The sequence below is a fragment of the Desulfovibrio subterraneus genome (assembly GCF_013340285.1).
Lineage (GTDB): Bacteria > Desulfobacterota > Desulfovibrionia > Desulfovibrionales > Desulfovibrionaceae > Halodesulfovibrio > Halodesulfovibrio subterraneus.
Window position 1 is genome coordinate 1,091,577 of the sequence record NZ_BLVO01000013.1, and the last position, 24,582, is coordinate 1,116,158.

24 protein-coding genes, 2 tRNA genes and 1 other RNA gene are annotated in these 24,582 nt (G+C 53.5%); 9 read left to right on the forward strand and 18 right to left on the reverse strand.

Features of this window, described 5'->3' with window-relative positions:
- Window positions 1–53 precede the first annotated feature (53 nt).
- From rpoD to HUV30_RS11805, 14 genes are all read right to left on the reverse strand, one after another.
- Entirely contained in the window at window positions 54–1,823 is a 1,770-nt protein-coding gene (gene rpoD, locus HUV30_RS11740; protein WP_174405631.1) for an RNA polymerase sigma factor RpoD, read from the reverse strand.
- Entirely contained in the window at window positions 1,810–3,756 is a 1,947-nt protein-coding gene (gene dnaG / locus HUV30_RS11745; RefSeq protein WP_174405632.1) for a DNA primase, read from the reverse strand. Before dnaG ends, rpoD begins: the two co-directional genes overlap by 14 nt.
- Before the next feature lie 69 nt (window positions 3,757–3,825).
- Window positions 3,826–6,138: an endonuclease MutS2 gene (locus HUV30_RS11750; RefSeq protein ID WP_174405633.1), complete on the reverse strand. Its 2,313-nt coding sequence runs from the start codon at window positions 6,136–6,138 to the stop codon at window positions 3,826–3,828.
- Between the two features lie 11 nt (window positions 6,139–6,149).
- Window positions 6,150–6,593 carry a GatB/YqeY domain-containing protein gene (locus tag HUV30_RS11755; protein WP_174405634.1) on the reverse strand — a complete coding sequence of 148 codons (444 nt, stop codon included), beginning with the start codon at window positions 6,591–6,593 and terminating at the stop codon, window positions 6,150–6,152.
- Between the two features lie 126 nt (window positions 6,594–6,719).
- Entirely contained in the window at window positions 6,720–6,923 is a 204-nt protein-coding gene (gene rpsU, locus HUV30_RS11760) for a 30S ribosomal protein S21 (RefSeq protein WP_174405635.1), read from the reverse strand.
- 160 nt (window positions 6,924–7,083) lie between these two features.
- A complete protein-coding gene (locus HUV30_RS11765) occupies window positions 7,084–7,275 on the reverse strand; it encodes a hypothetical protein (RefSeq protein ID WP_174405636.1) in 192 nt (63 codons plus the stop codon).
- Window positions 7,276–7,292: 17 nt separating this feature from the next.
- Complete coding sequence (locus HUV30_RS11770) at window positions 7,293–7,565, reverse strand: HU family DNA-binding protein (RefSeq protein WP_174405637.1); 273 nt, start codon at window positions 7,563–7,565, stop codon at window positions 7,293–7,295.
- A 193-nt stretch (window positions 7,566–7,758) separates the two neighbouring features.
- A complete protein-coding gene (gene rsmA / locus HUV30_RS11775) occupies window positions 7,759–8,577 on the reverse strand; it encodes a 16S rRNA (adenine(1518)-N(6)/adenine(1519)-N(6))-dimethyltransferase RsmA (protein ID WP_174405638.1) in 819 nt (272 codons plus the stop codon).
- A gap of 80 nt (window positions 8,578–8,657) precedes the next feature.
- Window positions 8,658–9,290: a DUF2062 domain-containing protein gene (locus HUV30_RS11780; RefSeq protein WP_243452165.1), complete on the reverse strand. Its 633-nt coding sequence runs from the start codon at window positions 9,288–9,290 to the stop codon at window positions 8,658–8,660.
- Window positions 9,291–9,336: 46 nt separating this feature from the next.
- Entirely contained in the window at window positions 9,337–11,385 is a 2,049-nt protein-coding gene (fusA, locus tag HUV30_RS11785; protein WP_174405639.1) for an elongation factor G, read from the reverse strand.
- Between the two features lie 74 nt (window positions 11,386–11,459).
- Window positions 11,460–12,317, reverse strand: a complete 858-nt coding sequence (locus HUV30_RS11790; RefSeq protein ID WP_174405640.1) for a histidinol dehydrogenase — start codon at window positions 12,315–12,317, stop codon at window positions 11,460–11,462.
- On the reverse strand, window positions 12,310–13,521 hold the full coding sequence (gene lptG, locus HUV30_RS11795; RefSeq protein ID WP_174405641.1) for an LPS export ABC transporter permease LptG: 1,212 nt from the start codon (window positions 13,519–13,521) through the stop codon (window positions 12,310–12,312). Before lptG ends, HUV30_RS11790 begins: the two co-directional genes overlap by 8 nt.
- Complete coding sequence (gene lptF, locus HUV30_RS11800) at window positions 13,512–14,684, reverse strand: LPS export ABC transporter permease LptF (RefSeq protein ID WP_308481209.1); 1,173 nt, start codon at window positions 14,682–14,684, stop codon at window positions 13,512–13,514. Before lptF ends, lptG begins: the two co-directional genes overlap by 10 nt.
- 24 nt (window positions 14,685–14,708) lie before the next feature.
- Window positions 14,709–14,891 (reverse strand): hypothetical protein, encoded by a 183-nt coding sequence (locus HUV30_RS11805; RefSeq protein WP_174405642.1) that lies wholly within the window; start codon window positions 14,889–14,891, stop codon window positions 14,709–14,711.
- A gap of 218 nt (window positions 14,892–15,109) precedes the next feature.
- Between HUV30_RS11805 and HUV30_RS11810 the strand changes: the two genes are divergently transcribed.
- From HUV30_RS11810 to HUV30_RS11840, 7 genes are all read left to right on the forward strand, one after another.
- Window positions 15,110–15,916 (forward strand): undecaprenyl-diphosphate phosphatase, encoded by an 807-nt coding sequence (locus HUV30_RS11810; RefSeq protein ID WP_174405643.1) that lies wholly within the window; start codon window positions 15,110–15,112, stop codon window positions 15,914–15,916.
- A gap of 109 nt (window positions 15,917–16,025) precedes the next feature.
- A tRNA-Met gene (locus HUV30_RS11815) sits at window positions 16,026–16,102 on the forward strand.
- Window positions 16,103–16,253: 151 nt separating this feature from the next.
- Window positions 16,254–16,330: transfer RNA gene (locus HUV30_RS11820), tRNA-Met, on the forward strand.
- Between the two features lie 282 nt (window positions 16,331–16,612).
- On the forward strand, window positions 16,613–17,194 hold the full coding sequence (locus tag HUV30_RS11825; protein WP_174405644.1) for a hypothetical protein: 582 nt from the start codon (window positions 16,613–16,615) through the stop codon (window positions 17,192–17,194).
- Between the two features lie 163 nt (window positions 17,195–17,357).
- Window positions 17,358–17,716: a transfer-messenger RNA gene (ssrA, locus tag HUV30_RS11830) on the forward strand.
- 162 nt (window positions 17,717–17,878) lie between these two features.
- Window positions 17,879–19,072: a tyrosine-type recombinase/integrase gene (locus HUV30_RS11835; RefSeq protein WP_174405645.1), complete on the forward strand. Its 1,194-nt coding sequence runs from the start codon at window positions 17,879–17,881 to the stop codon at window positions 19,070–19,072.
- A gap of 56 nt (window positions 19,073–19,128) precedes the next feature.
- On the forward strand, window positions 19,129–19,668 hold the full coding sequence (locus HUV30_RS11840) for a hypothetical protein (RefSeq protein ID WP_174405646.1): 540 nt from the start codon (window positions 19,129–19,131) through the stop codon (window positions 19,666–19,668).
- Window positions 19,669–20,046: 378 nt separating this feature from the next.
- Here HUV30_RS11840 and HUV30_RS11845 read toward each other — a convergent pair whose 3' ends face one another.
- Window positions 20,047–20,754: a Rha family transcriptional regulator gene (locus tag HUV30_RS11845; protein WP_174405647.1), complete on the reverse strand. Its 708-nt coding sequence runs from the start codon at window positions 20,752–20,754 to the stop codon at window positions 20,047–20,049.
- A 269-nt stretch (window positions 20,755–21,023) separates the two neighbouring features.
- Between HUV30_RS11845 and HUV30_RS11850 the strand changes: the two genes are divergently transcribed.
- Window positions 21,024–22,448: a hypothetical protein gene (locus HUV30_RS11850; RefSeq protein WP_174405648.1), complete on the forward strand. Its 1,425-nt coding sequence runs from the start codon at window positions 21,024–21,026 to the stop codon at window positions 22,446–22,448.
- Between the two features lie 37 nt (window positions 22,449–22,485).
- Window positions 22,486–22,803, forward strand: a complete 318-nt coding sequence (locus HUV30_RS11855) for an SGNH/GDSL hydrolase family protein (RefSeq protein WP_174405649.1) — start codon at window positions 22,486–22,488, stop codon at window positions 22,801–22,803.
- Window positions 22,804–22,978: 175 nt separating this feature from the next.
- Here HUV30_RS11855 and HUV30_RS11860 read toward each other — a convergent pair whose 3' ends face one another.
- The 3 genes from HUV30_RS11860 to HUV30_RS11870 are packed head-to-tail and all read right to left on the reverse strand — an operon-like array spanning window position 22,979 to window position 24,579.
- Complete coding sequence (locus HUV30_RS11860) at window positions 22,979–23,971, reverse strand: contractile injection system protein, VgrG/Pvc8 family (protein WP_174405650.1); 993 nt, start codon at window positions 23,969–23,971, stop codon at window positions 22,979–22,981.
- Window positions 23,972–23,974: 3 nt separating this feature from the next.
- The gene (locus HUV30_RS11865) at window positions 23,975–24,187 is read right to left on the reverse strand and encodes a tail protein X (RefSeq protein WP_174405651.1); all 213 of its coding nucleotides are present in this window, start codon (window positions 24,185–24,187) and stop codon (window positions 23,975–23,977) included.
- Window positions 24,187–24,579 (reverse strand): phage tail protein, encoded by a 393-nt coding sequence (locus HUV30_RS11870; protein WP_174405652.1) that lies wholly within the window; start codon window positions 24,577–24,579, stop codon window positions 24,187–24,189. Before HUV30_RS11870 ends, HUV30_RS11865 begins: the two co-directional genes overlap by 1 nt.
- Window positions 24,580–24,582 lie beyond the last annotated feature (3 nt).

A 24,582-nucleotide genomic window follows, 5' to 3' on the forward strand; every position in this document is an offset into this window, starting at 1 on the left:
TTGGAAACCTCACAGAAAGAAAGACGGGCGACCTTGGGTCGCCCGTCTCATTATCAGCTTTCGTAGTACGAACGCAGGGTCTGGCTTCGAACAGGATGCCGCAACTTTCGAAGCGCCTTGGCTTCGATCTGGCGGATACGTTCGCGGGTAACGTTAAAGAGCTTACCCACTTCTTCCAGAGTGTGGTCGGACTTTTCGCCAATACCGAACCGCTTGCGCAGCACCTGCTCCTCACGGGGGGTAAGGTCGGCAAGCACGCTGGCAATCTGTTCGCCAAGCTTGGTGTTGACCACCTCTTCGGACGGCGCAACAGCCTTCTTGTCTTCAATGAAATCGCCGAGGCTGGAATCTTCCTCATCCCCGATGGGAGTTTCGAGAGAAATGGGTTCCTTGGCGATCTTGAGGACCTTCTTCACCTTGTCGATGGGATAGTCCATACGCTCCGCAATTTCTTCGGGCGTGGGGTCGCGTCCCAGTTCCTGAACAAGGTAGCGGGAAGTGCGGATAAGCTTGTTGATCGTTTCGATCATATGCACAGGGATACGGATGGTACGGGCCTGATCCGCGATGGCGCGGGTGATGGCCTGACGTATCCACCAGGTAGCATACGTGGAGAACTTGTAACCGCGCTGGTATTCGAACTTGTCCACCGCCTTCATGAGGCCGATGTTCCCTTCCTGAATCAGGTCGAGGAACTGCAACCCGCGGTTGGTGTACTTCTTTGCGATGCTCACAACAAGGCGCAGGTTGGAACGGATAAGCTCCTGCTTGGCACGCATGGCGGCACTGTTGCCACGCTTGATGCGCCACAGCACTTCTTCAAGGTCCGTCACGTTGTGACAACACTTTTCCTGCAGGCGCTTGAGAATTTCGATCTTGCCTATGATCATTTCCTTGAAGGAAAACAGCTCCTCCACGGTCAGGCCAAGTTCGTCCGCAGCGACGACAGGATTTATTTCGCGTTCTTCCAGCTTGGAGAACAGAGTCTGGATGTCCACCTGCGTCTTGCCGGTGGACAGTATATACGCTGAAAGGTCACGCTGGCAGTTATGCATCTGCCGCACGTAGTCTTCAACAGTCTCGATAATACGGTCGATGAGCGTCTTTTCCAGCTTGATGTCACGCAGCCGGAGAACAATCTCTTCCTTGTAGCTGATTATTTCCTTCTGCAGACCTGCCACACGCTTGTCGAGCGTGGCACATTCATCCAGCTTCAGATAGATCTTCTTTCGCTTCTTGTAGACCGACTTGATTTCATCAAGCAGTTTTATGACGCGCTCGCGCTGGTTCAGCTCATCTTCACTGGGGTCGTCTTCCTCAATGGTTTTAACCACATCTTTCAACTTGATGCGGTTATCCTTGAGATCGTCGCCCACGTGAATGAGTTCTTCAACAGCCACAGGCACTTCAACAAGGGCGTACAGAACGTCCTGCTCGCCCATTTCTATCTTCTTGGCGATGACAACTTCACCGTCGCGGTCCAGCAGGGGCACAGCCCCCATTTCCCGCAGATACATGCGCACGGGGTCCGTGCTGCGGGTGGCGTAATCGGCAGAATCTTCATCGTCAGTCAGTTCAATATCAACTTCGCCCGCGTCTTCGTCAGATTCGCTGGGAGTCACGGCAATGGCTTTGCCTTCTTTTTCCGTGTCGACAATCGCAATGTCGAGCTGGTCAAAGATGCCGATGATCTCTTCAATCTGCTCAGGGGTGTTGACCTCGGCAGGCAGGGCCTTGTTGACTTCATCAAAAGTCAGAAAACCGCTGACCTTACCCTTGGCGATGAGGGTTTTGATCTGCTGGATGTCCTTAATATTCCCCATTGGACCTCCCCAAGGATTCGTTTAACACACGAAGAAGTTCCATGTCCGCGTCCGGTTCGCCACCCTGTTTCATTTGCCGCATGGCGGCTACGAGGGATTGCCCTTGCTGCTGGCGGCGGTTCTTTTCCAGAAACGCGCAGACATCACGAAGCTCTTCCTGTTCCTTTTCGGCCGGCACAGAGTTTTCCACCCTGTTCCGTATCCAAAATTCCTTTTCTTTTCCATCAAGGTACATGGCGACATCGCCAGTACCATGTTCCAAGACCGCTTCCCACAACCGTTCCGCCCAAGGGGCTTGCAGCAATTCACGGCCGCCATGCTCCTCAAGCACTGATTGCAGGTGCGGATAACGCACTAAAAACAACAGAACCGTTTCTTCCAGCGACACAGCCAGTGACGGCTTTACCGCAGGTGGCTGCGGAACAGACTGCTGACGACGTGCGCCACCCCTGTTTGCATACCCACCGGAGCGTCCGGCAGAAGGCTGTGCCTGGGCACCGGACCATGTCTGTCGTTCACTCTTTCCATTCTGATACTTACGAGTTGGCTTTGCGCCCTGTCTGTTGGCATATGACGGTCCACCTGTGGTGCGGCCACCTGCTTCCGGGTGCCAGCCCGGACCGTTTTCCATGCCATAACGGGCAGATACCGGCCGTTTTGGAGCGGCAGTGCGGCGTAAATCCGCCTCATCAAGCCCCAAACCGCCGGCAAGCCGGGAAATATAAAACGAGCGCAGCTCCGGCTGCACCAGCGAATCCAGAAAACGGGTCACCCACTCCAGAACCTCACGGGGAGCCCACTGCGAAACAGTGCTCATGCAGTAGTCCATGCCGTCAGGAGCTGCCTGCAGCTGCCCCTCAAAAGCCTCGGTACCCTGCCCCTGCAGCAGGCTGTCCACATCCTCGCCTTCCGGCATGAGCACAACGCGGCATTGCATGCCGCGGCTCAGGACCATTTCACAGCTTTTCAGAGCCGCCTTTCTGCCCGCCTCGTCTCCGTCGAAAATGAGATCGATGCTGGAGCAGAAGCCGCCAAGGCGTTTCACCTGATCGGGCGTAAGTGCCGTTCCGAGCACACCGCAGGCATTTTCGTACCCGAACTGGTGCAGGGTGAGAACGTCCATGTATCCTTCGGTGAGCAGAGCACGTTTCTGGGCAGTTATGGCCCGCCGTGCCTGAAATAATCCGTAAAGATGCTCACCTTTCTTGTAGATGGGCGTATCGCTGCTGTTGATATACTTGGCCTGTTCCTTGGCCTCATCCTTCACGATGATACGGCCGCCGAACGCGATAACCTGTCCTGAAAGATCTTTGATCGGGAAAATCAGTCGTCCGCGGAAGCGGTCATACATGTTGCCCCGCTCGTTGCGCGAAAGAAGTCCGGATTCCACCCCTTGTGCGGGAGAAAATCCTTCGCTCTGCAGAGCATCACCGAGCGAATGCCATTCATCCGGCGCCCAGCCCAGTTCGAACGCTTCAACAATCTGCGGAGCCATGGAGCGACCGGCAATGTAGTCTCTGCACTGCTTACCCTTGGGAGAACGCAGGCAGGCGGAAAAATGGTTCCGCGCAATCTCGTACATGCGCAGGCATTGCCGCTTCGTGTCTCTTTCCTGCTGTGCGCGCGGGTCGGGCTTGTATTCCTGCAGCTCCACACCGGCTTCTTCAGCCAGTTGCGCAATGGCTTCGCGGAACTCCAGACCGTTCACCCGGCAATAAAAATCAATCAGGTCGCCTGATGCATGGCAGCCGAAACAATAAAAGAACCCATCCTGTTCATTAATGCTGAACGAAGGGGTCTTCTCCTGATGAAAAGGGCACAGTCCTTTCCAGCGCCCGCTCACCTGCCGCAGCTCCATATAGCGCCGCGCCAGATCCGCAAGGTTTATACGGGCCTTAATTTCCCGAACTGCTGAATAGTCCCGACTGCTCATGTGAATACTCAAGGGTGCACAAAAGCACCCGCCGGCCCATTGTCCAACCGGCGGCGTGCGCAGCCCGTGCTATTTGAAATCCACTATGGTCATCCCGTCGCCTCCCATGTCTTCCGGCGCAAGCCGGAATTCGGATACGGCAGGAAAGTCGCGCAACAGCCGGTGTACTTCCTTACGAAGCACGCCGGTTCCGCGTCCGTGAACAATCTCGACCTGTGATACATTACCCAGAAGGGCTTTATCAAGAAAACGCGACACTTCGCTTAAAGCTACATCAGTCCGCATTCCCCTCAAGTCAAGTCTCAAGGCAATATTTCTTTCTGCCTTGACCGTCGCTCCTGTCGTGACAGGAGTCTTGGGACCCGCAACTCCCTTTTCGTCCACAAGAGCAAGGTCTTTACCTTCCACCCACATGGAAACGCCGGAAAGATCAATTTTTACGCGATTGCGGCGACCGTCGACCTCTTCAACCACACCGGTCTTGCTCCACGGCAGGTAGGAAAGGCGCTGCCCCGGCTGAACAACCTCAACAGAGAAGGGCTTAACGGGCTCCGGCTGTACGACAACCGGCTTAACCAGTTTTTCGCGGGTTTTCGAAAGTTCCTTCAGCGCCGACTTGTGACTCACCTTGCCGGACTTCCAGTCTTTCAGAACACCCTGTGCCTGTGTCTGCACTTCTGTGAACAGCTTTTCACGGTCACGTTCAAACCGCTCTTCGAGCCGGTCACGTTTGGAGCGGAACTTGTCGCGCTCCTTATGCAGAGTCTCGATCTCCTTCTCACGGGTCACCGCGAGGGAGTTGAGGCGGTCGATGAGCGCGGAAGTATCTTCCCCGTCCATGAGCAGATAGCTCTCTGCCCTTCTGAGGACCGTTTCAGGCATGCCGTGTTCGCGTGCCACATCAAGAGCCTGCGACGCTCCCACCTGATCATAGGCAAGGCGGTACAGCGGTTTCTTGGTGTTCGGGTCAAAAAGCACGGAAGCGGCGCGAACTTTCTCACGGCTGAGGGCATAGGCCTTCAGTGCTGGGAAATGGGTAGCCGCCGCAATGGAAGCATCCTTCTCAAGCAGCTCGTCAATGACTGCCTGAGCAAGGGCTGCGCCCTGTGCAGGATCGGTGCCTGCACCAAATTCATCGAGTATGACCAGCGTTTCGGCATCTGCCTTGTCCCACAGGGCACTCAAATGGCGAATCTGCGCCGTAAACGTGGAAACATGCCCTTCAAGGCTCTGCTCATCGCCGATAAAGGCAAACACCTTGGTCCACAGGGGAAGCGTGCTTCCGCCTGCAACCGGCACCGGCAGACCGCTCATGGCCATGAGCGCGATAAGGCCGATGGTCTTGAGGCACACGGTCTTGCCACCTGCGTTACCACCGCTGATCACCAGAGCCTTCTGGCCGGGTTTCAACTGCAGGTTGAGCGGCAGTGATCCCTTTTCGGTCAGGGCAAGCAAAGGATGACGGGCTTCACGCAGATTGAGCGGCGTTTCGGCAGAAAGCTCCAGAGCCGTGCCGTCGAAGGCAGCAGCCAGCGAGCACTTTGCCAGCAGTACATCAACCTTCACCAGAAGGTCATGCACTCCGCGAACGGATGCAAGCTGGGAACGGATAAGACCGGTGAGGTAGATGAGCACCTTGCGCTCTTCTTCGCGCTCCTGCTGCTTGAGCTCCTGCAGTTCGTTGTTGAGATCCACAAGGAACAGCGGCTCGAAATAGCAGGTTTCTCCGGTCTGCGAATAATCGTGGATGATGCCCTGCACCCTGCCCTTGAAGTTGCTCTTCAGCGGCAGCACATAGCGGTCGTTGGCAAGGGTGAGGTACTCGTCCTGCATGTACTGAAGCAGGTTGTAGGTCTGCACCACTTCCTTGACCTTGCGGGTGCAGGTCTGGTGGATGCGACGCACTTCCTGACGGACGAGCAGCAGTTCGGGAGAGCTTTCATCGCGGATCTGGCCGTTGTCGCCTATGCATCGTGCAAGACCGGACCAGCTCTGCCCCGGCCAGGGGTAGCGGTCCACGGCTTCTTGCAGCAGAGGCCATTCAACTGATCCGCCGGGTGCCGAAGAAATAGAATCCACAAGCTCCTTGGCCTGCGCAAGCACCTGACGCAGTGCCCACAGATCATCCAGATCAAGCACATTGCCGGGCGCTTCGACAAAATCGAGCATGCCGGACAGCGGCGGAAACTGACGCAGCCGGAAAGAGGCATACTGGGACCAGACCTGGCCCTGCCGGAAAAAGTCCATCTCCGAACGGGCAGAATCCGGAGACAAAGGCTCCACCTTGCGGCAGGCTTCGGCTCCGGCATCCGATACGGCAAGCCCGGCAAGATGCACAAGCACCTTGTCGAACTCAAGATTCTGAAGAGTACGTTGTTCCATGCAGAAGAAGACTAAGAAAGCTTTTCGCGAACGAGTGCGCTCAGCTTCTTTCCGTCCACGCGCCCCTTGTAATCGGCCATAATGGGGTTCATCACCTTGCCCATATCCTTCATATCCGCTGCACCGGTTTCGGCGATGGTTTTGTCCACAAGAGCAGACAGCTCTTCATCGGAAAGGGGCTGGGGAAGGTAGGTCTTGAGCACTTCAAGCTCTGCGGATTCAATGGCGGCAAGGTCGGGACGATTGGCGGAATTGAACTGCTCAATGGAGTCCTGACGCTGCTTTGCCTGCTTCATGATGACGCCGAAGACATCTTCATCGGTCAGCTCACGAAGAAGTTCAACCTGAAGGTTCTTGGCTGCAGTCTTCAGGTGACGCAGCACGCCGAGCTTGACCTGATCCTTAGCCTTGTACGCGGCAATGTAATCCGCTTCGATCTGCTTTGCGAGGCTCATGGCGGTGACCTGTGATGGTGGGGGGTGATAAAGAATAATGCGGGGACTCGAAACTAACCGAATCCCCGCTATAATGCATCATGAATGCTTACATGAATGCTCCCGACTAAGCGGGCTCACGCGAGGCTAGCTCGCGTTCATCTTTCTCATCTTTTTAACAAGACGCTTGCGTGCGGCGGCCTTTTTCTTCTTGCGCATCACGCTGGGCTTTTCGAAGTGCTGACGCTTCTTCATTTCGGAAAGAACACCAGCCTTCTCAACCTGCTTCTTGAAACGGCGAAGCGCGATATCGAAGTTATAGTCACCTTCTTCGAGGAATACACCTGGCATTAAAAATCACCACCTTCATGCAATGTCCGTTTGGCGAAAGTACGCCAAGGCAAGAAGGTCAGATACTCCTTCCACAAAATCTTGGCAAGCACTTTGTTTATCGGACAATAAAAAAGGCCTGTCCGGCTGGACAGGCCTTCAAACCAGACAGCAACAAAATTTAGTGGCTACCGTGCCCGTGGCCGTGTTCGTCCTGACGGGCCTGCATCACGGACTTCAGGATAACATACCCGAGACCGGAGCAAAGAACGAACAGAACAGCGTACAGCACACCAAAAAACACAAAATGGTCAGCCATCCACCATGGAATATCCATGGGCAGCGGGCTCTGAATAGTTTCACCGTGCAGCATTTGCGCCTCCGAAGCTACTACTTGATAGCTTCTTTAAGAAGCTTGCCGGGACGGAACTTAACCACCTTGGCGGCGGGAATGGAAATTTCTGCGCCGGTACGGGGGTTGCGTCCCTTACGTTCCTTGCGCTCTTCGACAACAAAAGTGCCGAAACCGGTCAGGGTGAGCTTGCCTTCCTTGACCAGAACGTCTTCAACAGCGTCGATGAAGGCGTTAAGGGAACGCTCGGCATTAGCCTTGGTGAGGTTCGCCTTTTCTGCAATCTTTTCGATGAGATCCGCTTTAGTCATCTGCCACATCCTCCTCTCTGGGGTTTACCAAATAACACGCTTGGCAAAAAGATATCACCTAGGGCTCATTCACGCACCGAGGTGACTTTGAGATTTTTTTCTCAAACCCAGAAAACCCTTATCAGATGCGTAAATCTGGCGCAACGGTAAATATTGCCTTCGGCAGTAGGCAAACACCATTTCACCCTTCAAGTCAAGCAGGAATCCAATTTTTTACAGTAGTTGCGAGCAACTGGAACTGTCTTGGGGTCAGGTTCTCAGGACGGGCTGTGGGCAGCACTCCAGCCGCCGCAAAAGCCTCATCAAGCCTTTCTCCAAAATAACCACGCAGAATTGTTTGCATTTGCTTTCTGCGCTGCTGAAAACAGACCTTGATTACCCACGACAGAGACGCGGGATCGAAGTCCAGCTCATGTTTGGGAATTGGCTCAAACCTGAGTACGGCGGAATCGACCTTAGGCCTTGGCTTGAATACGGTAGGTGGCACGATAAACGCCCTTTTCGGCCGGCAGAAGCTCTGCAGCCAAACGGTAAGGCCACCGTACTGCTTCGAGTTCGGCGCTGCGGTTATCCTGTCGCCAACCTCCTTCTGAATCATGAAGACGGCACGGACGAGTCCCGGTGCCCTGCTGAGAATATCCCACATCAACGGTGAGGCAACATTGTACGGCAGATTGCCGATGACCTTCCAGGAAGGTCCCACTCCAAGATTCTCCCACGGAAAAAGCAGTGCGTCCGTCAGCACGACATTCAGTTCAGGATCACCGGCCGGAGGATTTTTTCTGTGCTCCGAGGCCCAATGATGGTCCTTCTCCAGAATAGTGAACCATTTGGGTCCCCGCGCGTGAATAAGGTGGGTCAGCGCACCGGGGCCGGGGCCGATCTCAATCACACGGTCTTCCGGAGTAATACCGAGCTCATCTACAATTCGATTGGCGATGTTCTTGTCTTGCAGGAAATTCTGGCCGAGGCTTTTCTTGGCACGAGGCCCGGAATGGATATCTAGAGTCATGCGGGAACTTCCTGTCGCATAAAAATATGAATGGAGGGTCTGCACGGCGTGCTTCCGCTCTCGAAAGCACAGGCAGATATCTAGCGGGTGGAGTCAGAGGAAACGTCGGAAGCAATACCTTTCTGATGAGGCAACGCCGCGGTTCCGGCGACTATGTCACTCTGGCCTGCAGAGGTATCAGCGGCACGTTTATCAGCTGCAAGCTCTGCGGCTTCTCTCTCGGCCTTCTTCTTCTGGTACTTCTTGATCAGCCGGATCATGCGCTTTTGTCTGTAGCGGTTCACAGCCTTGAAGGCCAGTATATACGTGACAAAGGCGCCGGGCACACCAAGAATCAAACCTCCGGTGAACATGACCACCACAAGGCCCCAGCCCTGCTCTATCATGGCTTTGAGTTCCAGATGGTGAAAGTCCAGCTCGGGCGTATCCACCGGCATGATCATGCGTCCCACATAGTAGAGCATGGTATAGAAAGGGATCAGGTTTACCGGATTGGAAATCCATGTACCGAGTGCTGCAGGAATCTTGCTGGCTCTGAAGACAAAGGCAAGGGAAAGAGCCACTATGGTCTGAAAAGGTATGACGGGTAGAAAACCGACAAAAACGCCAACCGCCAGCCCCATGGCAACGGAATGAGTAGAGGCCTTCAGGCGCATGACCCGAAGGTAGTTGTATCTGAGCGTCCGCTTGAATGTTTCCCATCGTTGCTGCACGAGCCAGAATCTCCCTGATTGATCGATCCAGTCTAAACAAGCTCAATTACGAAAGCGTGTCGAAGCGGGCAAACTTGAGCATGAGTCCTGCCCTTCCCTGCGTGGCGGAACGTAAATCCGTCGAGAAGCCAAACAGCTTTCTCATGGGGGCAAGTGCCTGTACAACCTTCTGCCCCGCATGGTCAAACATGTTCCCAACCCGGGCCCCCTTCATGCCCAGCAGGCTGATGACATCGCCGACGTAGGAGTCGGGAACAGACACTTCCACATGCATGATGGGTTCAAGCAACACAGGGCCTGCAAGCTCCAGCACCTCCTTGAGGGCCAGCACCGCCGCCATGTGGTACCCGGCAACGCTTGACGCACCGTCCTTGCGCTCCATTGCAAGGATGGAGACATCGACATCCTGCACCGGATAGCCCTTCTGAACGCCACTGAACAAACTATCATTAATCCCTTGTTCCACTGCGTCAAGCCACTGCGCCGGCCATCCGTCGGTATTCATCTCGAAGCGGACGCGGTTGCCCTTGTCCCGCTCACGGGGGGCAATACGAACAGAAACCTTGCCAAAGTGATGCTGGTCGCCAAGCTCTCTATCAAACACGCCGGTCGCCTCGGCAGTCTTAGTCACGGCTTCCTGATACACAACCTGCGGATTGCCTGTTCGGGGTGATACCTTGTACTCCCTGCGCAGCCTGTCTATGACCACTTCCAGATGCAGCTCGCCCATACCGGAAATGACGCGCTGGCCGGTCTCTTCGTCCTGCACAAAGGTAAGGGTGGGGTCTTCCTGAAGATACTTTTCCAGCACCTCGTCCAGTTTATCCCCTTCCTCAGAGTTTCTGGGCTCAAGCGCCAAGGATATGACAGGCTTATACGCTGCGATATTTTCAAGAATGTAAGGATGTTCAGGGGTGGCGATGGTATCTCCGGTGCGCGCGCCCTTGAGCCCCGCAGCCGCGACGATATCGCCGGCATAAGCGTGCTCAATCTTCTCCTGATGGCTCGCGTGCAACCTGAACAGACGGGATATTCTCTCGGATTCTCCCTTTGTCACGTTGCGGTAGACCTCTCCGGCCTTTATCTCGCCGGAGTAAATGCGCATGAGCACCATCTTGCGCCCGTCATCCATGAAAACCTTGAAAGCAAGCGCCCCCAAAGGAGCTGACGGAGAAACATCCAACGAGCACTTATCCTTGGTATTCTCCATATGGGCCACCGGAGGTTCAACATCGAGAGGCCCGGGCAGATAGTCCAGAACGCCATCGAGAACCAGCTGCACGCCTGTGTTTTTCAGAGCGGAACCGGCAAACACGGGAACCACCTGCAACTTCAGGGTGGCAGCGCGCAGCACGGCGCGAATCTCCTGTGCGGAAATATCTTCGCCTCCGAGATAGCGTTCCATGATACCGTCGTCGAAATCGGCAACACTTTCCAGCAGCCGATCGCGCCACGGGGCAACCAGCGATGCCTCCTCTTCTGTCAGAGGATGTCGGGTATACTCCCTGCCCTGCGAATCCTGATCGAATTCCACACGCTCCATCGTCACCACATCGGCAACACCGTAAAAATCCTCACCCTGCCCGAGCGGCACGACCACGGGAAGAGGATTCGCCTTCAACCGCGAGCGCATTCCTTCAAGTACTGCTTCAAAGTCTGCACCAAGCCTGTCCATTTTGTTGATGAACGCAAGCTTGGGCACGTGGAACTTCTCAGACTGCCGCCATACGGTTTCAGACTGGGGCTCCACCCCGCCTACGGCACAGAAAACGCCGATCGCACCATCAAGAACGCGCAGGCTGCGCTCTACTTCTATGGTGAAATCAACATGGCCGGGCGTATCTATGATGTTGATGGTGTGCTTGCCCCAGTGGCAGGATGTGCAGGCAGAGGCAATGGTTATGCCGCGTTCCTGCTCTTCCGGCATGAAATCCATGGTGGCGGTGCCTTCATGCACCTCGCCCATGCGATGAATTCTGTCGGTGTAATAGAGAATTCGTTCCGTGAGGGTGGTCTTGCCCGCATCAATGTGAGCTATGACTCCGATATTTCTGAGAAACTCAAGATACTTGGATGAAACAGCCTGCTTGGTCATGAGTCTCGCTCCGGCGAAAGATGTGGAAAATTAGGCGCAGGGCAGTATACCGGCTTAAAAAAGCTCCTTCCGGGTTACATCTCGGTCATCAGCGAAAGCCTGCGCTGCATGAAGAACTGCGGCTCAAGCTCCGGCCAGATCCAGCACCCCTCCTGCCCGGGCCCCAGCATCAGTGGAATGGAATCAGGCACAATATCAACCAGATCCGGCGTTCCTGCAAGTGCGAGAAAACCGCCCTCTTCCTGTACCATTTCAAGGTTTTCGCCATCATACCGCACGATCTGCAAATCCGGATGAGCCCATGAAAGAAGATCTTCATCTATATCGCAGGCATCTTCGGCCCCGGCGATCGCCAGTGAACCAGAAACGGGCTCAAACCAGCACGCGACATGTGGTGAACAGTCAAGGGCAAAACGGGCGACTGCGGCCTTCAACGCCTCATCAATCTTTCCGAGAACGAGACACCGGCCGCTTCCCTTGTTTGCCATTTCAGACAGCAGAACCGGCATGCGGTCTGCGGCAAGATTGACCACAGCCTCCTGTCCGGCCAGCTCAAAACCGGCCAGAACGGGAGCAGCCCAAGGCGCCCCCTCATCCGCTATCCGCACCACAAGCACGTTGGCAACTCCGGCCAGCAGCGCCGGCATGAGCGCAGCCACGGAACGCGGGCCTGAGGCGTATTCCCCCGCCAGAAAAACAATGGTCCATTCCACCGGGCGTATTTCAGCCACGGAAACAAAGCCCTGACGCCACTGTTTTTCCGCACGCCCCCATGTCATACCCGCAGCGCCATGCAGCACATGTAAACGGGCAATACACGTTTTGAGCCATGCCCTTCTTTCCGGCGTGGTACTCTCGTATGCTTCTCCAAACTCCTCGTCCGGCACCAGAAAGGTACCGAGCCAATCGGGGAAAGGGCTTTCATCAAACATCCGATCCTCGCAAATTTACGGTCTCGTCGCCGGTCTTATTATCCGGATGGCCCTTGTGGCGGGTAATGGGATTACCTCGTCTGGGATGCAGCCAACGTCTGCGCGAATCCTTACCCTTGCGCTGAATTTTGCCCCGGGAACGGGTAAACCAGAGAATACGCGCAAGCGCCGATCCCCCGAAAAGGATGTCAGCCCCCCATGCGGCAAGAACGGGGGATACTATCCCTTTTTCGCCAAGAGTTCCGCCCACTGTAAAAAGCGCATAATATACAAAGGTCAGCAGCAAACCGGTTCCAATGCAAATATACAGATTGTCCTTCCACGTGACCAGCATGAGACCGATAAGCCCCATGACCATAACTGAGCACGCGTAGGCCAGTTTCATATGCAAAGCTGTTCTGAGAGCCTCAACGTTTGATCCGGTGGCCTGCAACTGACGGGTTGCGGTCCAGAGCTTCCACAAAGGGAGTTTTTGCAGGTCTGTTCGCGGGTCAACAACCTGAAAGGCCGCTACGTCCTGCTGCAAAGGCAGGGAATAGGCGTCTGCCCGGCCTGTGGTAAGCATGCCGGGGTCGAGTATCCGCACGTTCCGGAGCGTCCAGTCTCCCGGCTTGGCGGTGAAGCTCCTTGCCTTGAGAACCTGTTTGATTTCCCTGCCGTCATCACTCAGCTCATAGGCCGTAACATTACGCCCCTGACGCTTGGCAGGCACCACGGTTCCCAAATGAACAATATACGCCCCTTCCGTGAACCAGACACGGTTCAGTTCCGTATCCTGAATGCTCTTTTTCCGGACATCTTCCTTCCAGATGCGGGCTGCCAGCTGCTCGCCCTGCACCCCGAGAAACTGGGAAAATGCCAGCTGCGCAACAGCCCAGGCAATGCCGCACACAAAAAAGAACCGGGCCAGCCGGAGAAAAGAAATGCCCCCGGCCTGCAGAGCCACCAGCTCGCGGCTGCGGGCCATGATGCACAGCTGCAGAATACAGGCGATCAGAAAAACTGCCGGAAGAATCTGTGAGATGATAAGCGGCGTTTTCACCACAAAATAGGTAATGGCCACTTTTGCGGAAACGCCTGCCTCAAGGAAGTCATCCAGACGGTCAAAAAGGTCGGAAAGCAGATAGAGACCGATGCCCACGCCGAGCACCATGAACATGAGAAAAAGGTTCTGCCGCAACAGATAGCGGGACATCAACGACATGCAGCACGCTCCTTGCGACGATGCAGGAAGGCGGCATGCTTCAACATACCAACAACGTTGAGGGAACGTTCACGGGCGGCACGCTGCAGCCCCACGGCCGCAAGAATTGCAAACATCAGGTTCGGCAGCCACACGCCCACCACCGGCGAAACTGTGCCCGATTCCCCAGCGGAAAAACCGACAGACAGCAGGCTGTAGTACACCAGAAAATTGACAAGGGCCATGATGACGCCCATCTGTCGTTCCATCCCCTCAAACGCGCAGGCAAGCGGCATGGCAAAAAGACCAAGAATAAAGCACGCAATCGGCAGGGCCAGACGCTTCTGCATCTCAACCTCCACCTTGCGCATATAGTTGAGATTGTCGGCGAATTCTCCAGGGGCGGCATACAGCTTTTTAAGCCCTGTCCACGACATTTCCTTGGGTTTAACCTCGCCAAGATCGAATCCGGTAACAAGCTTGTTCAGGTCAAGCCGGACAGTGTATTCTCTGAAGGAGAGCACACTCACGCTTCCTTTCTGCTGCCGGTAAACCTTTCCGTCCGCAAGACGGACCAGAATATCGCCACGGATCTTGTCCGTCTCGATTATCCCCCGCGGTGCGGTAATGGCAATGGTAGCCCCCTCACGGGTGCTGTCTTCCACCATAACCTCTTCCATCTTGCCACTGGCATTATCCACCTTGCGGGCATAAACCATAATTCCCGGGATGCTCTGATTGAACACACCGGGTTGTATGACTATGCGTGCACGCGTCTGCACGATATCCACAATGGTCGATCGGAAATTGCCCATCCCCCACGAAAGCCCGTACATGGAAATACCCATGTTGAAGAGGGTGCACAGCAGGCAGAATATGATTGGAGCCGGCAAAAGCTGATACAGACTCAGTCCGCCGGCCTTAAGGGCAACAAGCTCCCTGTCTGTGCTCATGCGCAGAAAGGTCAGAAACACACTGAGCATACAGGCTATCGGAACTATGAGCAGCAGGAAGAACGGCCCCAGATAAACGAATAGCATAGCCATATCTGCCGGTCCGACTTCCAGCCCGAGAAAAAGCTCCCGCAACTGCAGAACACGGCCGATCAGTATCAATGACAGCAGCGAGCCCAGACACAGGCTGAACAGGGACGATAGTTCCTTGAAAATTTGTCGGTGCAGCAAAGAAAGAGTAAGCAGAAACGCCCCCTACTCCTCGGTTTTGGCGGGTTTAAACAGGTCGCGCAGCATTTCCGCGTCCTTGGGACTCAGGTTGTAACGCATGCCCGCTTCATCAAGAAGCGGCCCCAGCGCCTTACCTTCCTTCAACAGTTCATCAATATACTGTGCAGCTCTACGGATCAGTTCGCCCTGCGGCATCACGGTAGTCACGATTGATTCCCCCAAGCTTGCGGTTGTTTCAGGAAGGCGGGTGAAGCCCTGGATATCACTACAGACGGGACTCCACTCCAAAATCGATTAAACCTACACCACTCGTCCCGCGCTTGCAACACAACCGCCGTTGCGGTATCCCGTGATGCATCATAATTCAACCCTTTTCTCGACCCATTTGTCAGAAAGGCCCACCTCACCCTGTAAGGACACCCAACATGACAGACATTCTTCCGGCCATATGGCTGGGCATAGTTGAAGGATTGACGGAGTTTCTTCCGGTTTCTTCCACGGGGCACCTCATCATCACCGGAAATCTTCTCGGTGTGACGGGCCCCAAAGCTGATACCTTTGAAGTCGTCATCCAGCTGGGAGCCATTCTTGCCGTGGTCGTTCTCTATTGGGAGCGATTTCTCGCTCTGCTCAAGCCCCGCGCCGATATGCGCTTTTCCGGCTTCAGAGGGCTGTGGCTCCTGTTTCTCACCTCGCTGCCCGCCAGCCTTGCCGGTTTACTCCTGCACGGCGCCATAAAGGAACACCTGTTTACTCCGGTTACCGTGGGACTCGCACTCGGCGTAGGCGCCCTGTACATCCTCTTTGTTGAAAACCGGACGGCAAAACAGGGAGAACCTGACAAATACGCCACCCTCGATGACATAACCCCCTCGCTTGCACTGGGCATAGGCTTTTTCCAGTGCCTTGCGCTGTGGCCCGGCTTTTCCCGTTCAGCTGCCACCATAATGGGGGGCATGATCCTCGGCACCCGCCGTTCGCTTGCGGCGGAGTATTCCTTCATCGCAGCAGTACCCATCATGTTCGCGGCAACCGGCTATGACATGCTCAAAAACTACAGCCTGTTCACGGCCGACGACATGCTCTTTCTGAGTGTCGGCTTTGCCGTTTCCTTTGTTGCGGCGTGGGCTGCGGTAAAAACCTTCATCGCTCTGGTAGGCCGCATGACATTCCGTCCCTTTGCATGGTACCGACTGGCGCTGGCACCGCTGGTGATCTATTTCTGGTCCTGATACGCCCCTTTTTCTTGCGGAGTGCAAAAAGAGACTTGCCAAGCATAGGCGTTTTGTATAATCAATTCCCCGTCGCGCGAGACTGTGTAAACAGACAGCGCTGACACATGGCGAGGTAGCTCAGATGGTCAGAGCATGCGGCTCATATCCGCAGTGTCGGGGGTTCAATCCCCTCCCTCGCTACCATGACTACAAAGGCCCCATCCGGAAACGGACGGGGCCTTTTCTCTTTTCAACAAACAATTCCATAACAATTCCGGCTACCCTGCCAATTTTTTTCTTTTATCGCTTGACAATCGAGCCAACTTCCAGCAAAAGCCTCTCCACGCAAACACGTGGCGAGGTAGCTCAGATGGTCAGAGCATGCGGCTCATATCCGCAGTGTCGGGGGTTCAATCCCCTCCCTCGCTACCACGAATTCAAAAGCCCCTGCCGGAAACGGTAGGGGCTTTTCCTTTTCACATCTCAGCACAAGCACGCCAGCTCCACGCCTGCCACCTAACTTCCCGACTTATCAGATCATGATCAGCAGTCATCTCCGTTGCGTCGCTCATATTCCGCGTCTCTCCATATGACTGACACCCCACACACACCGAAGGGAAAACGTGCCCCCATAATGCTGGCACTCTTCTTGCTCATATCTGCCAAGAGAGAGAGTGGGGAAATATATGCAGGCCATCATAGGAGGTGATTGCCGTGACCGTAGAGGGCATATTCAACGGCCTGAGCAGCATGATCAACATACGGCAGTCGGACGGAGAGCGCGAAACTGCGACCGGTTCGGATTCGCTGGACCTGTCAAAGCTGACGGACTCCATCAGCCTGTCATCCATTGATCCCAAGCTGCGCTCGGTGCTGGAAGAGATTTCCGAGCGCGGGGGTAACGTTGTTGACGCGCTGGAAGGCAACATCAACACGTTGCAGGACGGTTTTCTTGAAACGCTGCATTCGCGGCTATCCGAAGCCGGTGTAAGCCTGGATGAAAAGATAACCCTGCGTCACAACGGGGGGGCGTCTCTTACGCTGGTCAGTCAGCACCCTGACAAGGAAACCATAGACAACGTTCTTGCAAAGAGCCCCGACCTTACAGAGGCTTTTGACGAAATCGCCGGACAGTCGGAACTGGTGCGCGACATACGCAATATACGCAAGGTGGTTACCAACCGTGGCGGCCTTGCACAGTATGCCGAGGCAGCGTCCGAGGGTGGCAAGGGAAACGACAGCTATCAACTGAGCATGCGCGGTGCGTTCTCGCACTTCTACTTCAACAAGGATTAGCGATTTTCTCTTGCGTGTTGCAGGATGAAAAGGTATTGCCTACGACCTGTTCGGGATGTGGAGCTGACGTTTTTTTTATTTACGACAGAACCTTGCCATACCTGAAACAGCCATTATATTCTCTGCGACAGGATTTGGCCCTGTCCGGCTTCGCCTAATGAATGGGGGCGCCCTGGTTTCGACGGGGATTGAAGATGCCGGAGTGGCAGGCCGAGGCGCCGCTGGCCTCGTTAAAAGCGGCACAAAAGTAATTGCCAACGATAATTACGAATACGCACTGGCTGCTTAATTGACAGTCACATCTGCAGGGTTGATGTCTGATAGATCTCGCAGATGACAAACTTATCAGGCTGGCTTTCGATGGCGTTCACCCCTGAGAAAGTAAGAACATATAGATGAACTGGCTGCAGGCCACCTGGTCATGGGTAACACTTGCAGCGAGATTACGAACATGACCTAAGCCTGTAGAAGCTTCGAGCGGACCATTCTCGGACGCGAGTTCGATTCTCGCCGCCTCCACCATTCAAGGAATTTATAGGGTTTCACGCCGTCTCACCAGACCGTGAAACCCTTTCCTTTTGGGGCTTTCCCATCTCTTTGTGTCTCACCCCATCGCTTTACAGCACAAGCAAAGTGGGGGTACAAAGGGGGTACATTTTGATACCCCCGCGAGGATGTACCCCCATGAAGCTTACCGACACGCAAATCAAGAAAATCAAGCCCCAGGACACCGCCAAGCGCTACTTTGACGGCGGCGGCCTTTACCTTGAAGTGCGCCCGAACGGAAGCCGGTACTGGCGATACAAGTACCGCTTTCAGGGGAAAGAAAAGCTTCTCGCTATCGGCGTGTACCCCGACATATCTCTTAAGGATGCAAGAACAGCCAGGGCAAACGCCTCTGCCCTGCTCGACAAGGGCCTGGACCCTTCCACCGAAAAGAACAACGGGCGGCGGATCACCGCACAGCCAGAAGCGCAAACCTTTGAACAGATCGCGCGCGAATGGATGGACCTGCAAAAAGACGGTTGGGCGCAGTCCCACTACCGCACCGTCGTGCAACGCCTTGAGGGAAATGTCTTCCCCTTCATAGGGCAGCGCCCCGTATCCGAAATACAGCCTATAGAAGTGCTGGACACCATAAAGCTCATGGAAGCGCGAGGCGTGCGCGAATCGGCACATAAGACCATGAGCATCTGCAGCATGATTTTCCGCTATGCCGTGGCATCGTGCATTATCGCAAGCGACCCGACCCGAGATTTACGCGGCGCGCTGGCCCCGGTTGTGCGAAGCCAATTTGCCGCGATTACCACGCGGACAGGTGCAGGCCAGTTGATGCGGGCAATACATGGCTTTGAAGGCTTCACCCTTACGCGCCTGATGTTGCTACTGCACGCCTACACCTTCTGCCGCCCTGGCGAAATTCGCGGTGCGGAGTGGTCAGAGATTGATATGGATGCAGCGTTATGGACCATTCCGGCCGAACGCATGAAGGGAAAGCGCGAACACCTGGTGCCACTCTCGCGCCAGGCGCTTGAAGTACTGAAAGCCGCACATCCCATTTCCGGGCATGGCCGTTTCATCTTTCCTTCTATCCGATCCGCCGCTTACCCCATGTCGAACAACACGGCGAACGCCGCTATCCGAAGAATGGGATACGGGAAAGACGAAATGACCGCCCACGGGTTTCGGGCAATGGCGTCTACTATATTAAATGAAGAGGGGTACGACCCGGACGTAATTGAAAGACAACTTGCCCACATTGAAACAAACAAGGTAAGAGCGGCATATCACCGAGCACAGTATTTGGAAGAGAGAAGGATGATGATGCAGGAATGGGCGAACCTACTGGATTCGCTTGCCCCCCGCATAGCCCTTTAATTTTGGTGCCTGATGCAAGCCACAAGCAAAACCACTTCCACTACAGAAGGCAGAGCATGCGCGATTACCTCAAAGGGAAAGCTGAAGCAGACTATTGGGTTTATGGCATAACCGAACGGGAATTCACATATACCATCGAGTTAATACAAGGCATCGTTGATCTTCGAACAGAAAAGCATACTGAATATGAAAATGAGGTTCGAAGGGACACCCCCGATTTAGCTGATGACATACTCGATGACATTTCCTACTATAAATACGTTGAAGAACAACATCTTTGGCAGTTTGCCCTTGTCAGACTACAGGGTCTATTTGAATCTGTAATGACTAGCGAATTTGCGCCCCCCAGAGATGGAGTTAGACTAAACGGAATTTCATTAAAGTTAGCAGCTATTGCCAGAGAGCGATACACATTAACTGACGATGAAAAAAGCGAGCTCATTGCATGGGCAAACATACGCAATGGCATTGCACATGCCCCACCCGAAGAGCACCGCCCTATTCTTTACAAGGAAGACGTTGTTGAATACAAAAATCTAGTTTTAAGTTTATATCAAAGGTGGAAATCTGAAAAGAAAGCTAGAAACCAAACTTAAAATCATTACTACAGATACCATCAACAAAAAACAAGAAAAGTATTGACAAACAAATTCAACTGTGCTACATATACCATGTTCGCCATATTGCGGGAGTTCATACTACTCCCGTGGAGCACGCAAATAGTACATCTCTCCAAATCGTCGCAGATTCAACCACTGAAACTACAGACAATGGAGGGCTCATTATGAGAAAAATCAATACAGTTGGGATCATTGCAAACCTACTCAGCGCAATAGCGCTCGTTATCGGCCTATGGACAACCCCGCTATACACTGTCGATTTGGATCAGATGAACCACGGGCTCCCGCAATGTGACGAGCCAAACTCTCACTTCAAGAAGCCCCCGACTTACGCCGGGGGCTTCTTCATTTCATCTAATGGCCGCCGCTTAAGCGTGGCCGTTTCGTCCGAAGGTTGAACTGGTTCCAGGCGTCCGCAAGCATGGCGTGAACATCAACGTTCGGCTCCATGATGGAAAGCACATGCGCTTCCTTGATGGCTTGCTTGATTACGGCGTCTGTTTCCATGCCCACCAGATCGGCCAGCGCGGCGAAGTTCGCCAAGGTAAACTGGCGCCGCCCCTTGAGCATTTCAGAGAGCTCGAGCTTGTGCTTTGGGGAAAGGTACCGCTTGCCCGCGAAGTGCTCCATATTGTCATTGAACAGGGCCAGCCAATCAATGATCAGGCGAAGCAGGCAGGCTTCGAAGATGGTGGGGGTGAAGGGTTCCGCCGCAACGGGAAGCGCTTTCTGGCCGTGGCCACTTTCGGCAAGCGCCTGCTCCATCGCGTTGAAGGCTTCGATAAAGCGGATTTTCCACTGCATGGCCTTTTTGCCAGTGAAGCCCATTGCAAGGATGGTGAAGCCGTCGCGGGTTAGGTTGTAGGCTTGCCGGACCTCCCCTTTTCCATCCAGATAATCAACGGGCTCAAAATTGAGCGCGTTAAAATCCGAGGGAACTTCCAAGGCTTCAATCTTACGAACGACATTCTTGTGGAGCTTGCCGAAGAACTCGGCGACCTGGAGACTGGAGACTACGGGTCGACCCTCGACAAGGTCTACCGTGGGGGAAACTGCGGACATGATGTCCTCCTAGTGCTTTTCGAATGGACACCTTTCAAATGAAAGATGCCGGGAGTTCGAACCTCCACTAGGCGAGGCTGGGTATTTTAGGCCGAAGCCCTGGACATTTCCCCACTCCCGGCAAATATGCGCATAGGATAACCCTAAGATTTTTCAGAAACAATCTTGACTCTGAAAAAAGGGCACAAAAAAACCGCATCTGACGAGGTGGCGGTGTCCGCCTAGTGTGGGAGTTTCGACGCTCCGTAGCAACAAAAGGACATAATTTGATGGGGAAGTCAAGAGGGGCGAAACTCGCGTTGACAACCCCCTTCAATCACAGCACATATAGAGCCAAGGATAAATCATATCAGGAGAACAAAACCATGGTTTGCTGCATGGCTGATAAATATGGGTGGTGCAAGGACATTAAGGAGACCATCAAAGGACCTGATGGAAAGGACTATTGCATCTTTCATGCGCCTGCGGACAGCAAGTCTCCAAACGACCTTGAAAGAGAAACAAACAATATTATTGAAAACACATCAAATTTAATAAATCTTTCAGGATCTATATTTAATTGCCCTATCAGGTTTGAAATTCAAAACAACAAATCACTACACATATCAAACTCAACGTTCCTATACAGATTAGAAATAGTAGATTCAAACACAGACAGAATCATCGCACACAATTCAAAATTCAAAACTATAAATATATTTAATTCAATAGTTAATCTTTTTCAAATATCTAAAACGAAATTGGAACAAATTTTTGCAACTGAATCAACATTTAAATACGTAACAATATCAGATATAAACAAAGAAGAAGAAACAAAGCATAATTTTGTTGAATTTGTATTATCAAACATTTACACATTTTCTTATTTCAATTCTAAGACAAATTTATCAATAGTTTCATGCACAATTGATAAATCCCTATACGTCAATGACATATGTTCAAATTTTCTACAAATTTATTCTTGCACCATAAATGGGTATGCAGTATTGAATAAAATCGAAACAAATAAAATAACTATATCAAATACAATACCAATAAATAATTTAGAAATATCAAATACAAACCTATCTATATTCCCACTAAATGGATCACCAATCGAAAATATCACCTTTACTCTTTGCGAATGGCCAAAACACAAAGACAGAATAACCACGAAAGATTCTATTTCAATAATTGAATTAATACATAAAAAACAAACATACAGCACACTAACAAAAAAAGAATATACAGAAATCCTATCAACAAACGAAGATATATTTAGGAGACTAAAAAAGAAAGCCCGCCTAGATAACAACGAACTCCTTGCTTCCGACTGGCACTATGGCGAAAAATTCATGCTTGAAAAACGCCTCTGGACAGAAGCCCCCGCACTCACATGGCTCACACTCTGGCTATACAGACAGATCAGCGATTACGGCGAATCACCAGCAAAAGCCCTTTGGGTGCTCTTATCCTTCCTATCACTATTCCCATTAACCTTCTCGCTTTTCACATGCGACTACACTTTCCCCATTGATTCAGGCGACATCCGAACCTTGACCAACAACATGCTCAACTACATCCCCTTTGCATCAAAAGCGCCGGACTCCAGCAAGCTCTACCCGTTGCGCTACCTTGAAATATTCTGGCAAACCGTGATCACGATCCAAGCTGCTATTACCGGATTTGCGTTTAGGAATAAGTTTAGAAGATAAAAGAAGCCCCCACCCGACAACCACAAGGTGATCAATCGTGAATACGAGACTTTTTGTTGATAATAACGACATTGCGTATTGCACAACGTTTGAAGATGGAAGGATTTACAAGGTTTTAATAAAGCCTCTCAACAAGACCATTTATGTCTGCGAAGAGTGCGGGTCAGCTTGGCTTGATCTTGACAGTCTGTTTACCGAAGAACATGCAACATCATTGCAATATTACCTAAAAGAAATTGGAATCATTGGCGATGGCTATGTTAAATGGAGTGAGATTGTCGAATATGGAGATTTTTTGACCGCGAGCGAGCTTGAGGATGCTATACAGCGACATGGCATTAGCATTGTCAATTAATGCGCCTTCATGCGCCCGCCGAGCAACAACGCCTCCTCCCCAGCACTGATCCAAACAAAGCCCCCACCCGTTTCCGGATGGGGGCTATTCACTTCCTAGTGGAGCGCCTCCGTATTTGACCTGGCGTGCATCCCCCACAAACGAGGGAGGCACCGTCAGTATTGCATCACAATCACTACTTCGGCACCTCACCCTCAACATCCGTAACATACCCGCCCGCGCTCATCTTGTGCGTTACTCGGGTAATGCTCCATTCGCCATTCACGCCGGAACGGAAGCCGGAAAGGATTAGGCGGCCCTCTGCGGCTAGCTCCGTCCTTCCGGGAAGGCTTACGGAAAGGGTGGACTTTCCACGGCGGTAGGCTTCCAAAGAGGTTTGGGCGGCCTTTTCTGCGGCGGCCTGGTCAGGGTATACGTGCCGGATACGGCGAACCGGCTCCCCTTCTCCGGCCGTGGCTTCCTTATCCTGGGCGGCGTTAGTATCGCGCCACACGGTGACAACCCGCTTATAGTCCTGCCGCCCTATCAGCTTAACAGAATGGCTTGTGCCGCTTGTCCTGGCGATGGATACCGTGGGCATGCTCTTGCCGCTTATGGTCTTTCCCTCGCCCTGGGGTACAATGATCAACTTGCCGTCGTTGGCCTTGGCGATGCCGCCAACACTCTTTGCCACGCGGGTAAGCAGGTTCATGTTGCTTTCGTCCGCCTGGTCCAGGTGGGGCAACGTATGACTTGCAAGCGCGGGGCTTACGGCAGGGGTAAGGCCATGCTCTGCGGCTATGGATGCGGCAAGGTCGCCAAGGGTGCGGGGAGTCCATGAGCGGTTATGCTGTGTGTGCAATGCGGTGTACGCCTTGCTATCCTTCATCGGGGCGGCCTTGGCCGTAATGGTCATACGATCCGGCGGCCCTTTCAGTTCAATCTCATCCACCACATACAGGCCCATAAAACGGGCGGCCCCTTCATAGCCCAACCATACGCGCAATTCCGCGCCGGTTGCAGGCAGATTAATGCCCGCGCCGCTGTCGTCCAGTTCCAGGGTCATGCAATCGGATGCGATACCCGCTTCATCCGTCAGGGTCATAGAAATAAACCGCTGCCGGATAGCTGCGGTTATGTCGTTGCCATTGGCTTCAATACGGTAGGAAGGGCGGAAAGTATCAGCCATGCGCTAGTCCCACAGGCTTATGCCCCGTTCTTCAACGGGGGTTGGCAGATCGGGAAGGGAAAGCACCACGCCTGCGGGCAGTAAGGGTCCATGCTTGGCAATGCCGGGATTCGCTTCAAGCACCAAGGCAACGGCCGTGGCCATGTCCGCCCTGGTGCCGTAGAATTGCCAGCAAATGCGGTCCAGGGCATCGCCCTCTTTCGTCTGGTACTGCATCAATATCCCTCATCATACTTACGCAGACGGATTGAAAACTCGATTTGCAACGGTGCGCCGCCACGCTCAAATGTCTTTTGCGTCTCGTTCACACTAAGGATAACCCACCGGCCATGCACATAGCCCCGGCCATCTACCATAAGAAGCGGCTCCCCTTTGGCGGCTTCCGCGCGCATGACATCCAGTTGCCCTAGGCCGCCCCGGAAGGTGGGCAGAATAACCCCGTTCAGTGAAATGGAGTCTTCACCTGGTCCCGTGAACTGCAAGGCGGCAAGCTGGTTTACACGCTCCAACGCCTGCCAACGGTAGGCCGTGGCCCGTGAAAGTTGCTGATATGCCGCGGTATCCAGTGAAAACACGTACGCGCCAAGCTTGATCATTACTCCGGCCATGCC

What these genes read in the sequence shown, in the direction of transcription:
- rpoD (WP_174405631.1), bottom strand. Translation starts at nt 1,823, where the DNA reads ATGGGGAATATTAAGGACATCCAGCAGATCAAAACCCTCATCGCCAAG.
- dnaG (WP_174405632.1), bottom strand. Translation starts at nt 3,756, where the DNA reads ATGAGCAGTCGGGACTATTCAGCAGTTCGGGAAATTAAGGCCCGTATA.
- HUV30_RS11750 (WP_174405633.1), bottom strand. Translation starts at nt 6,138, where the DNA reads ATGGAACAACGTACTCTTCAGAATCTTGAGTTCGACAAGGTGCTTGTG.
- HUV30_RS11755 (WP_174405634.1), bottom strand. Translation starts at nt 6,593, where the DNA reads ATGAGCCTCGCAAAGCAGATCGAAGCGGATTACATTGCCGCGTACAAG.
- rpsU (WP_174405635.1), bottom strand. Translation starts at nt 6,923, where the DNA reads ATGCCAGGTGTATTCCTCGAAGAAGGTGACTATAACTTCGATATCGCG.
- HUV30_RS11765 (WP_174405636.1), bottom strand. Translation starts at nt 7,275, where the DNA reads ATGCTGCACGGTGAAACTATTCAGAGCCCGCTGCCCATGGATATTCCA.
- HUV30_RS11770 (WP_174405637.1), bottom strand. Translation starts at nt 7,565, where the DNA reads ATGACTAAAGCGGATCTCATCGAAAAGATTGCAGAAAAGGCGAACCTC.
- rsmA (WP_174405638.1), bottom strand. Translation starts at nt 8,577, where the DNA reads ATGACTCTAGATATCCATTCCGGGCCTCGTGCCAAGAAAAGCCTCGGC.
- fusA (WP_174405639.1), bottom strand. Translation starts at nt 11,385, where the DNA reads ATGACCAAGCAGGCTGTTTCATCCAAGTATCTTGAGTTTCTCAGAAAT.
- HUV30_RS11790 (WP_174405640.1), bottom strand. Translation starts at nt 12,317, where the DNA reads ATGTTTGATGAAAGCCCTTTCCCCGATTGGCTCGGTACCTTTCTGGTG.
- lptG (WP_174405641.1), bottom strand. Translation starts at nt 13,521, where the DNA reads ATGTCGTTGATGTCCCGCTATCTGTTGCGGCAGAACCTTTTTCTCATG.
- HUV30_RS11810 (WP_174405643.1), top strand. Translation starts at nt 15,110, where the DNA reads ATGACAGACATTCTTCCGGCCATATGGCTGGGCATAGTTGAAGGATTG.
- HUV30_RS11835 (WP_174405645.1), top strand. Translation starts at nt 17,879, where the DNA reads ATGAAGCTTACCGACACGCAAATCAAGAAAATCAAGCCCCAGGACACC.
- HUV30_RS11840 (WP_174405646.1), top strand. Translation starts at nt 19,129, where the DNA reads ATGCGCGATTACCTCAAAGGGAAAGCTGAAGCAGACTATTGGGTTTAT.
- HUV30_RS11845 (WP_174405647.1), bottom strand. Translation starts at nt 20,754, where the DNA reads ATGTCCGCAGTTTCCCCCACGGTAGACCTTGTCGAGGGTCGACCCGTA.
- HUV30_RS11850 (WP_174405648.1), top strand. Translation starts at nt 21,024, where the DNA reads ATGGGGAAGTCAAGAGGGGCGAAACTCGCGTTGACAACCCCCTTCAAT.
- HUV30_RS11860 (WP_174405650.1), bottom strand. Translation starts at nt 23,971, where the DNA reads ATGGCTGATACTTTCCGCCCTTCCTACCGTATTGAAGCCAATGGCAAC.
- HUV30_RS11865 (WP_174405651.1), bottom strand. Translation starts at nt 24,187, where the DNA reads ATGCAGTACCAGACGAAAGAGGGCGATGCCCTGGACCGCATTTGCTGG.
- HUV30_RS11870 (WP_174405652.1), bottom strand. Translation starts at nt 24,579, where the DNA reads ATGGCCGGAGTAATGATCAAGCTTGGCGCGTACGTGTTTTCACTGGAT.